The 12,360-nt window shown below is 70.0% G+C and carries 10 protein-coding genes; 3 read left to right on the top strand and 7 right to left on the bottom strand.

Going from position 1 to position 12,360, the window contains the following annotated elements; all coding sequences use genetic code 11:
• Positions 1-1,247 precede the first annotated feature (1,247 nt).
• The 5 genes from fabF to ORI60_RS41735 form a co-directional block, all read right to left on the bottom strand.
• On the bottom strand, positions 1,248-2,483 hold the full coding sequence (gene fabF / locus ORI60_RS41755) for a beta-ketoacyl-ACP synthase II (RefSeq protein WP_266043530.1): 1,236 nt from the start codon (positions 2,481-2,483) through the stop codon (positions 1,248-1,250).
• Positions 2,480-2,716: an acyl carrier protein gene (locus ORI60_RS41750; protein ID WP_030474507.1), complete on the bottom strand. Its 237-nt coding sequence runs from the start codon at positions 2,714-2,716 to the stop codon at positions 2,480-2,482. The genes fabF and ORI60_RS41750 overlap by 4 nt, the downstream gene beginning before the upstream one ends.
• A gap of 46 nt (positions 2,717-2,762) precedes the next feature.
• A complete protein-coding gene (locus tag ORI60_RS41745) occupies positions 2,763-3,740 on the bottom strand; it encodes a beta-ketoacyl-ACP synthase III (protein ID WP_266043529.1) in 978 nt (325 codons plus the stop codon).
• Entirely contained in the window at positions 3,737-4,666 is a 930-nt protein-coding gene (locus ORI60_RS41740; protein ID WP_266043528.1) for an ACP S-malonyltransferase, read from the bottom strand. The genes ORI60_RS41745 and ORI60_RS41740 overlap by 4 nt, the downstream gene beginning before the upstream one ends.
• A 194-nt stretch (positions 4,667-4,860) precedes the next feature.
• On the bottom strand, positions 4,861-6,060 hold the full coding sequence (locus tag ORI60_RS41735) for a PucR family transcriptional regulator (RefSeq protein WP_266043527.1): 1,200 nt from the start codon (positions 6,058-6,060) through the stop codon (positions 4,861-4,863).
• 122 nt (positions 6,061-6,182) lie between these two features.
• On the opposite strand from ORI60_RS41735, the gene ORI60_RS41730 reads away from it, so the two are divergent.
• The 3 genes from ORI60_RS41730 (at position 6,183) to ORI60_RS41720 (ending at position 10,006) form a co-directional block, all read left to right on the top strand.
• Positions 6,183-7,739, top strand: coding sequence for an alpha/beta hydrolase (locus ORI60_RS41730; protein ID WP_266043526.1), 1,557 nt, complete (start codon positions 6,183-6,185; stop codon positions 7,737-7,739).
• A gap of 296 nt (positions 7,740-8,035) precedes the next feature.
• Positions 8,036-8,806 carry a mechanosensitive ion channel family protein gene (locus ORI60_RS41725; RefSeq protein WP_266043525.1) on the top strand — a complete coding sequence of 257 codons (771 nt, stop codon included), beginning with the start codon at positions 8,036-8,038 and terminating at the stop codon, positions 8,804-8,806.
• A 156-nt stretch (positions 8,807-8,962) separates the two neighbouring features.
• Complete coding sequence (locus ORI60_RS41720) at positions 8,963-10,006, top strand: glucose-1-phosphate thymidylyltransferase (RefSeq protein WP_266043524.1); 1,044 nt, start codon at positions 8,963-8,965, stop codon at positions 10,004-10,006.
• 160 nt (positions 10,007-10,166) lie between these two features.
• Here ORI60_RS41720 and ORI60_RS41715 read toward each other — a convergent pair whose 3' ends face one another.
• Entirely contained in the window at positions 10,167-11,210 is a 1,044-nt protein-coding gene (locus ORI60_RS41715; protein WP_266043523.1) for a winged helix DNA-binding domain-containing protein, read from the bottom strand.
• A gap of 9 nt (positions 11,211-11,219) precedes the next feature.
• Entirely contained in the window at positions 11,220-12,308 is a 1,089-nt protein-coding gene (locus ORI60_RS41710; RefSeq protein ID WP_266043522.1) for a phytase, read from the bottom strand.
• Positions 12,309-12,360 lie beyond the last annotated feature (52 nt).

The raw sequence follows: 12,360 nt of genomic DNA, 5'->3' as shown, positions 1-12,360 counted from the left end.
GGGAGGGTCAAGTCGACGAAGAGCGTGTCGACTTGACCCTCCCCTTCAGATGCAGCAAGGGCTGAGGTGCGACTCGTGACGGGACCACCCCACCCGGACCGTTTGGTACGGACGGCTCGCCTTCGGCATCGCGGGTGAGTTGGCTGGCTCGCCTTCGGCATCGCGTGCGATCTGGCTGATCGAACCCCAGCCCGGGCCCGGTCCAGCTTGATCCAGCTCGCTCCGACCCAACCCAACCCAACCCAACCCGGTCCAGTCCGACTCAGCTCGATCCGGCCCAATCCCAAGCGGCCCAGCCTGACCGGATCGAGCCGACTGGGCCAAGTTCGGCGCGACCCACCCCAATCCGGCACGGCCCAACCCGGCCCGGTCCAGCCCAGCTCAGCTCAGCCCAGCCCAGCCCAGCTCAGTCCAACCGGGCTACCCCGGCCCAGCCCGACCTGGCCAGCCGACCCGACCTGGCCAGCTCGGCCCGATCCAGCCCAACCCGGCCTGAGTCGGCCCGATCCAGCCCAACCCGGCCTGAGTCGGCCCGATTCAGCCCAGCCGGTTCGACTCAGCCCAGTCCGACCCACCCCGGTCTGACCCAGCCCAGCCCGACTTGGTGCAACCCGACCGGCTCAGCTCAGACCCAGCCCGGCGCGACCCACCCGGTGTGATCCGACCGTCCCGGCGTGACCCGGCGTCCTGCCCAGTCTCAGTTCCCTACCGCGACCCGAGCCTGCCAAGCCCAGCCCTGGCCCGCCACGCATGAACATGGGCCGCCCCACCCTCGTCCGGACCACAGTCTCGTTCCTCAGCTCACCCCGGCCGCACCCGCGCCTCGCACGCACTTACCCCTCGCACGCGCTTCCGCCCGCCTGCGCCGCACCCTGCGTCTCCGCCTTCTCGCTGCGTGCCTCGCCCCTGCGTCTACGCCTATGCGCCTCGATCAGCGTCCCCTGCCTGGCTCCGCCCAGCCCGGCCCCGTTCAGCCCGGTCCGGCTCCGCTTGGCCCAGCCCGGCCCGGTTCCGCTCCCGGCGGTCCAACCCGGCCCAGGGCGGTGCGGTGCGGCGCCGTCCATCCCGGCCTGTGCCTCGCCCTCGTCGTCCTCACCGGACTGTCAGACCTGCTCGCTAGGTTGGGTCGCGGGGGAGCCTCATCCCGAGGGGACCCCTGCGCGAGCGTGCCCGAAACCCCTGGCGGGCAAGCACAAAGCCCCGGTCCGCATCGCGGGCCGGGGCCTTGTGGGGTGGTGCGTTCGTGCTCAGGCCGGGGTGAAGGCCAGGGCCACGTTGTGGCCGCCGAACCCGAACGAGTCGTTCACCGCCGCGTCCAGCTTGATCTTGCGCGGTTCGCCCGCCACCACGTCCAGCGTGACGGCCGGGTCGAGGTTCTCCAGATTGAGGGTCTGGGGAACGATGCCGTCGCGGATCGACAGGACGGTCACGATGGCCTCTACCGCTCCTGCTGCTCCCAGCAGGTGACCCAGCGCGCCCTTCGGCGCGGTCAGGATCGGGTGGTCGCCGATCGCCTTGCGGATCGCCACGGTCTCCGCGACGTCGCCCACCGGGGTGGACGTGGCGTGGCAGTTCACGTGGCCCACGTCGGACGGGTCGATGCCGCCGGAGCGCAGGGCCGCGGCGATGGCGCGGGACTGGCCCACGCCCTCGGGGTCCGGGGCCGTGATGTGGTAGCCGTCGGCCGAGGTGCCGATGCCTGCGAGGCGGCCGTAGATCTTCGCCCCGCGGGCCTCCGCGAAGTCGCGGCGTTCCAGGACCATGACGCCCGCGCCCTCGCCGAGGACGAAACCGTCGCGGCCCGTGTCGAACGGGCGCGAGGCCTTCTCCGGCTCGTCGTTGCGGGTGCTCATGGTGCGGGCCTGCGAGAAGCCCGCCACCGGGATGGCCGTGATGCACGCTTCCGCGCCGCCTGCCACGACCACGTCGGCTTCGCCGGACATGATCATGCGGTAGGCCCACGCGATGGCCTCGGCGCCTGACGCGCAGGCGGAGACCGGGGCGTGCACGCCCGCCTGTGCCTTCAGTTCCAGGCCCACGTGCGCGGCCGGGCCGTTCGGCATCAGCATCGGGACGGTCAGCGGCGACACCTTGCGCAGGCCGTGCTGCTCCAGGAGGTCGTCCTGGGTCAGCAGGGTGATCGCGCCGCCGATGCCCGTGCCGATGATCACGGCGAGGCGCTGGCGGTCGACGGTGTCGTCGTCGTGGCCCGCGTCGGACCACGCCTGGCGGGACGCCACGATGGCGACCTGCTCGGAGCGGTCGAGGCGGCGTGCCTCTACTCGGGGGAGCACCTCGGTCGGGTCCACCACGAGCTGCGACGCGATCTTGACCGGCAGGTCGTACTTCTCGACCCAGTCGTGGGTCATGGGGCGAACCCCGCTCTTGCCGGCCAGAAGGGCGTCCCAGGTGGACGTGACATCACCACCGAGCGGGGTGGTGGCACCCAGCCCGGTGATGACGACCTCGATGCCCGAGGTCACTTGTTGCTGGTGATGTAGTTCACCGCGTCACCAACGGTCTTGAGGTTGGCCAGCTCGTCGTCCGGGATCTTCACGCCGAACTTGTCCTCAGCCTGGACGGCGATCTCGACCATCGACAGCGAGTCGATGTCGAGGTCGTCCACGAAGGACTTGTCAGCGGTGACGTCGTCGGCGGCAACGCCGGCGACCTCTTCGACGATCTCGGCAAGGCCGGACAGGACGTTCTCGCTCACTGAAGTTCCCTTTCGATTGAAACGATGGAAAAACTCGGGATGGTACTCAGGGGCACCGGACCACCTGCCCCGCGTAGGACAGGCCCGCGCCGAAACCGACCATCAGCACCACGTCTCCGGAGGAGATCTCGCCCGCCGCCCGCATGTGGTCCAGCGCCATGGGGATGGAGGCCGAGGAGGTGTTGCCGGATTCGACGATGTCTCGAGCGACCTTCAGGTCCTCGCGCGCACCATTCTTGTGCAGGCGCTTGGCGATCGCCTCGATGATCCTGAGGTTCGCCTGGTGCGGGGCGAAGACGTCCACGTCGGACATCTCGATCCCCGCGAGCTCGACCGCGCGGATCGCGACCGGGGCGACCTGCGTGGTCGCCCACCGGAAGACCGTCTGGCCCTCCTGGTGGATGAACGAGTCGCGGTCGTCGATCCTGATGACCTCGGACATCGAGCCGTCCGAGCCCCAGGCGACGGGGCCGATCTCGTTCGTGTCACCGGCGCCGACCACGACGGCACCCGCGCCGTCCGCGAAGATGATCGCGGTCGAGCGGTCGTCCTGGTGGGTCCAGTCGGTGAGCTTCTCCGCGCCGATGACGAGGATGTTGCGCACCGAACCGCCGCGGACGATGTCGGCCGCGGTCGCGACGGCGTAGCAGAAGCCCGCGCACGCGGCGTTCAGGTCGAACGCGGCCGCGGCCTGGATGCCGATCCTGGTGGCGATCTGCGCGGCGGCGTTCGGGATGGTCGACGGCATGGTGCACGTCGCGACGATGATGCCGCCGATGTCCGCGGGCGTGAGGCCCGCGTCCTCGATCGCCCTGGTGCCCGCGATGACGGACATGTCGACGACGCCCTCGTCCTTCGCCGCCACCCGCCGGTTGACGATGCCGACGCGCTCGCGGATCCACTCGTCCGAGGTGTCCATGCGAGCGGCGAGGTCGTGGTTGCTGACCACCGTCTCGGGCTGGTAGCTGCCGAGGCCGATGATGCGGCTGCCCGCAACCGCCTGCGGGGCCTGGAAGACCGTCACTTGTCGGCTCCCGCGGTGTCGAACAGCTCCGTGACCTTCTCCAGCTGGTCCGGCGTCTTCAGGGCGAGGGTCGCGGTGCCCTTCATCGCACGCTTGGCGAGGCCCGTCAGCACGCCGGCGGGCGGCAGCTCGATCGATCCGGCGATGCCCTTCTCGACGAAGGTGGCCTGGCAGAGGTCCCAGCGGACAGGGCTCGTGACCTGGGAGACCAGGCGTCGCAGTACCTCGGCTCCGTCGGTGACGACCTGACCGTCCTTGTTGGACACCAGCGGCAGCGACGGGTCGTGCGTGACGACCTCGGCGGCACGCGCGCGCACCGCGTCCTCCGCCGGCGCCATGTACCTGGTGTGGAACGCGCCCGCGACCGCCAGCTTGCGGATCTTCGCCGGGCCCGGCGGGTTCGCCGCGAGCTCGTCGAGCGCGGGGTGCGGACCGGCCGCGACGATCTGGCCCGCGCCGTTGCGGTTGGCGGGCACGAGGCCGAGCTCCTCGAGGCGCGCGAGCACCTCCGGCTCGTCGCCGCCGAGCACCGCGGCCATGCCGGTCGGCTCCAGGGCGCACGCCTGCGCCATCGCGGCACCGCGCACGGCGGCCAGTGCGACGGCGTCGTCGGCGCTGATGACGCCCGCGACCGCGGCGGCGGCGAGCTCGCCGACCGAGTGGCCGCCGACCATCACGGAGGAGGGCAGTTCGACGCGGCGGCGCAGCTCACCGAACGCGAGCACGGCGAGGGCCACGACGAGCGGCTGGGTGATCGCGGTGTCGACGATCTCGTCGGCCTCGGCGGTGGTGCCGAGACGCACCAGGTCCAGGCCCGTGATCTCCGACCACGTGCGCACCTGCTTCTCGGCCCCCTCCAATTCGAGCCAGGGGGCGAGCATGCCGGGCGTCTGGGACCCTTGTCCGGGCGCGAGGAGTGCGATCACGCCGATTACTAAAGCTGGTGAACCCACCGGCACCCCATGCTGTGAAGAACTAAGTACTGCGATCGTATTTGTAGAGACCCTACAAAAGTGTCGGTCAAGTGAACGCTCCGCGACGTAAGCCCAGCTCAGTGCGGTGACGGATCGTTTGGCCCTCACCCTAACGGATGTGTGCGAAGTCCGTCACAGGCTGATCGCTACCACAGGCCCCGGGACCGCGCTAGGCGTCCTACAGACAATGCGACGCGAAGCACAAGCGCGTCTCGAGCGTCATGTGCATTTCTTCCCGTCATTTCCTGAACGCGCCGAAGGCGATATCTGACCGTGTTCGGGTGCACGAACAGTCTTTTCGCGCACGTCTCCAGCACGCCGCCGACCTCCAGGAACGCGTCCACGGTCTCCAGCAGCGCGCCGCCCGCGTCCTCCAGCGGCCGGGCGACCCTGTCGACGAGCTGCCACTCAGCCTCCGGGTCGCCTGCGAGCGCCCGTTCCGGCAGCAGGTCGAGCGAGCGGACGGGCCGGGGAGCGGCGGGCCAGCCCACCACCGCGCGCAACCCGCTCAGAGCGTCGCTCGCACTGCGATGAGCCTCGGCGAGGCTGGCCACCGTGGGCCCCGCCACGACCGGGCCCTCGCCGAAGCCCTCGGCGATGCGGCCCAGGACGTCCTCGCCGGTCTCCGTCGAGCCGCCGAGCACGACGACCAGCCGTGAGCCCTGCACGGACAGCAGCACCGGACGGCCCGCGCGGGCGGCCTTGCTGCGCACCGAGTAGATGATCGCGGGCGGGTCCTCCCCGCCGGGGTTGCCGACCAGCACCGTCGCTTCCAGCGCCGGGTCCCAGCCGAGGGCGGCGGCACGGGACAGCAGCGACTCCTCCGGGTCACCACGCACGACGCCGTCGACGACCAGCGCTTCCAGCCGCGCGTCCCAGGCACCGCGTGCCTCGGCGGCGGCCGCGTAGGAGGTGGCGGCCGAGAAGGCGATCTCGCGCCCGTACCGCAGCACGCCCTCCATCAGCAGCGCGCGCTCCGCCTCGGTCGCCGCCATCAGCGGCATCTGCTCCTCGAACAGCTCCAGCGCGATCCGGACCAGCTCGACGGTCTGGCGCAGGCTCACCCAGCGGGAGATGTCCTTGGGGGCGCTGCGGAACGCGTCCGCGGTCAGCCTGATCGCCTGCTGCCGGTCGTGCAGCCACTCCACGAACCCGGCCACGCCGTTCTGGATCAGCAGCAGGACGCTCGCGCGCTGGTCCGGGGGCATCCGCGCGAACCACGGCAGGCGCCGCTCCATCTCGGCCACGCTGGCGGTGGCGAGCGAGCCCGACGCGCGTTCGATCTTGCGCATGGTGCGGGCGGAGAGCGTCGGCGGGTGCTCCTCCTTCGCCTTGCTGCTGGTCATACCCGCAGCTTAGGGCCACTGAGGTGACATCACCGGGATGGGTGACAGAACCCATGTACCTGGATTAACCGCCATACCTTCGGGCAGCAGAGGTCATGTTCGTCCGGCTCGGAGGTTCCGTCTTGCGTAGGTTCCCGGCACTCGTCCTGGGCGGCGTCGCTCTCCTGACCGCGAGCGCGACCGCCGCCGCTGATCCACCCGACCCGCTCGTCGAGTTCCACTCCCAGCCGGTCACGTGGGCCCCCTGCGAGGGAAAACTCGCCGAACTGGAGTGCGCCAAGCTCGTCGCGCCGCTCGACTACGTGAAACCGGCCGGCGACAGGATCAACCTGACGATCAGCCGCAAGAAGGCCGCGGCGGCCGATCGCCGGCGGGGCGTGCTGTTCACCAATCCGGGTGGACCGGGCGGCTCGGGGCTCGGCCTGCCGCTGTTCCTCGCGAAGTCCGCGCTCTCCCAGGTCTACGACGTGATCGGCATCGACCCGCGCGGAGTCGGCGGGTCGACCGCGCTGAACTGCCGCAGCGCGCCCGCGATCGCCGCGCCGGAGTCGCGGCCCGCGGACAGCGAGTTCGGCAAGTGGGCGGCCGAGGCGCGCGAGGCCGAGGAGGCCTGTCAGAAGTCCAGCGGCGGGATCCGGCAGTTCATCAACACCGCGAACACCGCGCGGGACATGGACGTCGTGCGCGCCGCGCTGGGCGAATCGAAGATCAACTACCTGGGTTACTCGTACGGCACGTACCTGGGCGCGGTGTACGGGACGCTGTTCCCGCACCGGCTCGACCGCAGCGTGCTCGACTCGGCCGTGCACCCGGAGTGGATCTGGCGCGAGCAGTTCCGCCAGCAGGCCGTCGCGTACCGCAAGGACGTCGAGAACTGGGCGGCGTGGGTTGGGGAGCGCAACGAGAAGTTCGGGCTGGGCCGCTCGCGTGAGGAGGTGCTGGCCGAGGTCGAGAAGGTCGCCGCGAAGCTGCACGTGACGCCGGTCGGCGAGCACGACCGCTCCTCCTTCGACGGCGCGATGGGCGTCGGCGCCCGCTACCGTCCACTGTGGTCCGATCTGGCGTCGATCGTCACCAGGCTTTGGTCGGGCGAGCAGCCGGCGAACGCCGAGGGCGCCAAGGCGGCCCAGGTGCTCGCGAAGACCGGTCTGGACGAACTGCGGTCGGGCGTCTTCGACACGGTCACCTGCGAGTCGGACTGGCCGACCGACCTGCACAACTACTACGAGGACATGCGGATGTTCCGCGAGCGCTACCCGTACGGCTTCGGCATCGTGCGGGCCGCACCCATGACGTGCACGTTCCGCTCGTTCACCCCGCCGGAGCCGCCGGTCAGGATCGCGCGCAACGGCTACCCGGTCGGCGTCGTCGTGCAGTCCGAGGGCGACACGCAGACGCAGTACGCGAGCGGGCCGGCGATGGCGCGGCGCCTCGGGCACAACCTGATCACCGTCACCGACGAGGGCAAGCACGGCCTCTACAACGGCGGCAACAAGTGCGTCGACGACAGGGTCGACCGGTACCTGGTCGACGGGGCGCTGCCGGGCAGCAGTTCCGAGTGCACCGGCGACCCCCGGCCCGACGTGCCGAAGGACGGTCAGGGAGGCACCGCCCCCGCGTTGTCACCGGAGGGGATGCAGGCCTACCTGGACGGCCGCGGCTTCTCCGCACGCCCCTAGAACAGGGGCCGGACATGTGGAAGCGGCCCCCCCCGCGCGGGGGGGGGGGGGGGCCCCCCCCCCCCCCCCCCCCCTACACCCGGGGCGGCACTTGCGCACGCCCCCCCCCGGGCGGGGGGGGGCCGCTTCCCTCTCCCCGGTCCCCACCGGTAGTTCCACTCTGGACTGTGTTACGACAAAAATCCACGTCAGCCACCCTTTCGTGTAGCAGTGTCGAAGTTGTGGAGCGGTGTGATCCACGAAACGATCACCCCGTCTGATCTTCACTCATCGCAACTTTCGTTCTAGGAGGGCCCGTGGGCTCGCAAATCACCGAGGGCCTGGGCCAGGCGTGGGCCATGGTCGCCACGTTCGTGCCGAAGCTGCTCGGCTTCCTGCTCGTTCTGGTCATCGGCTGGTTCATCGCCAAGGCGCTCGCCAAGGGTGTTCAGTTCCTTCTCAAGCGCGTCGGCTTCGAGAAGCTCGTCGACAAGTCGGGCCTCAACGGCGCGATGCGGCAGTCGTCGATGGACGCGTCCAGCCTGATCGCCAAGATCGTGTACTACTTCGTGCTGCTCATCGCGCTGCAGCTGGCGTTCGGCGTCTTCGGCGCCTCGAACCCGGTCAGCACGCTGCTCAACGAGGTCATCGCGTACCTGCCGCGCATCGTCGTCGCGATCGTGCTCGTGATCGTCGCGTCGGCCATCGGCACCGCGCTCAAGGGTCTCGTCACCGGTGCGCTGGGCCAGCGCTCGTACACGAAGCTGATGGGCAACATCACCTACGGCTTCGTGATGGCGCTCGGCGTCATCGCGGCGCTCAACCAGCTGGGCATCGCGATCTCGGTGACCATGCCGGTCCTGATCGCCGTGCTCGCCACCGTCGCCGGCGTGATCGTCATCGGTGTGGGCGGCGGCCTGGTCCGCCCGATGCAGGCGCGCTGGGAGGGCTGGCTGGCCCGCGTGCAGGACGAGGCGCAGACCCGGTCGCCGATGCCGCGCGCGTCGCAGGAGATGCCGCAGACCGTGGGCGGCCGGATGGGCGACATGCCGACCCCTCCGTCGGGCACCCCGATGTCCGACAAGTAGATATTTGGCAAAGTAGTTCTCACCTCCTGAAAGGGGCCGTGCGCAAACATCTTGCGCACGGCCCCTTTCAGGTGTTCTGACAGTTCTCCAGTTCCGGTCCAGTGCCCGCACGCAGCCTCGTAGCCACCCGAACTGTTCCGTCGCGGTGGAGGACCTATGAAAGCCCTTGTGCTGTCCGCGGGCGTGCGCCCGGCCGGATACTCGCTGCCTCGACAGATCGTCCCCATCGCGAACAAGCCGGTGCTCGAGTACGTCGTGGAGAACCTGCGGGACGTCGGCATCACCGACATCGGCCTCGTCGTCGGCGAGGGCGCGCAGGAGATCTCCGAGCTGTTCGGAGACGGCTCGTACCTGGGCGTCTCGATCACCTACATCCAGCAGGACGTGGCGCTGGGCCTGGCGCACTGCGTGCGGATCGCCCGGCCGTTCCTGGGTGACGACGACTTCGTGATGTACATGGGCGACAACGTGCTCGTCGAGGGCATCGGCCAGATCGCCGACGAGTTCGCGCGCCTGCGGCCGTCCGCGCAGGTGCTCGTGGACAAGGTGGAGGACCCGAGGCTGTACGGCGTCGCGGAGGTGGACGAGAACTCGCGCGTGACGCGGCTGATCGAGCACCCGCAGGAGCCGCGCAGCGACCTCGCGATGATCGGCGTCTACTTCTTCACGCCCGCGATCCACACCGCCGTCGACGCGATCGAACCGTCGTGGCGCGGCGAGTTCGAGATCACCGACGCGCTGCAGTGGCTGGTGACGCACGAACGCGACGTGCGGGCGCGCATGTACTCGGGGTTCTGGAAGGACACCGGGAAGGTCGAGGACGTGCTGGAGTGCAACCGCGAGCTGCTGATGGGGCTGCGGACCGACATCCAGGGCATCGTCGACGACGAGTCGCGGCTGATCGGTGACGTCGTGGTCGAGGAGGGTGCGCGCGTGGTGCGGTCGTGCATCGTCGGGCCCGCGATCATCGGCGCCGGGACGCTGGTCGAGGAGTCGATCATCGGGCCGTACACGTCGATCGGCGCGGACTGCCGGATCGTCGACTCCGGGCTGGCCGACTCGATCGTGCTGAACGAGGCCACCGTGCAGAACGTGTCCGGGATCGAGACGTCGCTGATCGGGCGCCGGGCCCGCGTCGGCTCGGCGCGCCAGCACCGGCTGGTCGTCGGTGACGGCGCGCACGTCGACGTCGCGGCCTAGGGCCTGTATCGAAATCTGATCCGCGACAGCCGGGCCCGAGGCGGCCCCTGGCGGCACGGCCGGACGGCCCACATACAACACCGGTATGCCGGCCGTCCGGCCGCACCACCAGAAACCACCTCAAGCGCGACTCCCATCGAACCAGACTTCGATACAGGCCCTAGCTCCGCCTGACCCAGTCCTGAAGGCGGTCGCACTCCTCGGCGACCGCCTTCTGCCTGCTCCTGGGCAGTTCGTCGATGTAGTCGACGGAGATCGTGCGTTCCTTCGACAGGGCCCAGGTGGCGACGACGTAGCCGTCGACGAGGACCGTGGGCTTGCCGCCGATGACGACGCCGAGCCGGTCGTCCGCGATGACCCTCCTGCGGTCGGCGTGGGCGAGCAGGATGTTGTCGAACTCGGGCAGGAGCCGCACCGGGACAGGGGTGTCCGGGCCGGGGCGCGGCGCGTCGGGAAGGTCGAAGAGCTCCTTGCCCGCCTCGCTGCGGAACGTCACGAGCCGCGGGCGCAGCGCCGCGAACGTCTCGGCGAGCTTGGTGAGACCGGACCACTGCTGGGCGTCCATGACCGTCGCCGGGCCGAAGGCCCCGAGGTAGCGCAGGACGAGCTCTTCCTTGTCCATGGCCTGCTGCGGGCTGCCGAGCCAGTTCTCGACGGTCGTGCAGACGGCCCTGCCGCTGCTGTGCCACAGGCCGCGCGGCGGGAGCTGGACGAGGGCGAGCTTGTTGCGCAGGGCGTTGCCCAGGACGGTGTGTTCGCGGTCGGGCCAGCGTTCCTTCAGCTGCTTGCCGGCGTCCGCGGTGCCCTGCGGGGTCTCGTCGAGGATCTTGCGGCCCGCCTCGGCGACCTCGTCGAAGTCGAGGCCTCTCAGGCGGGCGGCGAACGGGCCGCTCTGCAGCTCGCGGTCGAGCTTGAGCTGGGTGTGGGGCCGCAGGCCGAGCGCGTCCCGTGCGCTGACCAGGTGGATCGTGCCGCGCATCAGGAGCATGCGGACGGCTTCGCGGTTGGTCAGGAGGTCTTCGAGCTCTTTCGGCTGGAAGCCGTTCAGCCGCGTCCAGAGGCCCACGTAGGGCGACTTCGGTTCCTGCGCCTGGATGCCGAAGAGGTGCTCGATGGTGGCGAGCGCGCTCATGTCGGCGCGCTCGCGCAGCATCTGGCGTTCGATCAGTGCTCTGTTGAGCTGGTCCTGGCTGAGCGTCCCCATCGGGACAGACTAGAACCTGATGAACGCGAATCCGGTGCCGTTCGGGCGTTCTCCGTCGTGGACGACGAGCAGGTTGAGCTTGCCCAGGACGATGTCCGCGCCGTCGGAGTGCTCGACGCCGTCGACCTTGAAGTCCTTCAGCGGCTTCATGTCCGCCTTGCGGTACGCGACGAACCGCGAGTCGCCCTGGCTGGACGCGAGCAGCACGTCGCCCGCGATCGTGAGGCCCTCGGCGTCCGCTTCGAGCCACTGGCCGCCGAAGCCGGGGTTCGGGCCGTCGGCCACGCACTCCTCGGTCTCGGGGTCGTACTTCTGCGGCGCGCCCCAGGTGCGGACCTTGTCGACGAGCTGCGGCTTGCCGAAACCGTTGGAGCGCAACGGGATGCGCCAGATGCCGACGTCCTCCTGGGCGGCGTAAAGGGTGTTCGTGCGTTCGTCGATGACCATGCCCTCGACCTGCGGGCCCTCTCCGGGCTCGCCGCACACGGTCCACTGCCGGCCGTCCGGCAGGGTGAAGGTGCTCGGGAGGTCCAGAGTGGACACCTTCCTGGTGTCGTACCGGGCACCCTTCACGACCTGCAGGAGCGCGATGCTGGTCTCGTTGCGGCGGCTGGTGACGACGACGTCCCTGCCGTCGACGCGCCCGGCGGCCAGGCCGTAGACGGTGTGCTGGTCGTCGACCTCGGCCTCGGTCTTGGAGAACACCGGCCCGGTGGCGGGGTTCGTGACGTCCCTCGCGCCGTTCTCGTCCACTCGGAACACCCGGATGCGGTCGCGGCCGCGGTCGCTGACGAACGCCAGGTCGCCGTGGACGTCGACGTTGTTGAAGCGGCCGGGCTTCGCGTCGGGCGTCGGCGGCTGCGGTGCCGGGTAGACGCCGATGGTCCGGCCGTTCAGGTCGAACGCCGCCAGACCGCCTTCCTTGAGCGTGCCCAGGACCACACTGCGTTCGGTGTTGCGCGGGTTCACCCAGATGGCCGGGTCGTCCGCGTCCGCGGGCTCCTCGAACGTCTGCGTGATGACCGTCGGCGTGATCACGGGCGTCGCGGGAGCGGTGAGGAACAAAGGCACGAGCGCGAGCGCTAAGGAAGATGACATGGTGCGACCGTAGGAAACACCGATGTACTGCGACTGAACCGCGGGGGAACAA

The sequence above is a fragment of the Lentzea sp. NEAU-D7 genome (assembly GCF_026242055.1).
Taxonomy (GTDB): Bacteria; Actinomycetota; Actinomycetes; order Mycobacteriales; family Pseudonocardiaceae; genus Lentzea.
The sequence above is the reverse complement of the archived record's forward strand: the minus strand, read 5'-3'. Positions and strand labels throughout refer to the sequence as shown.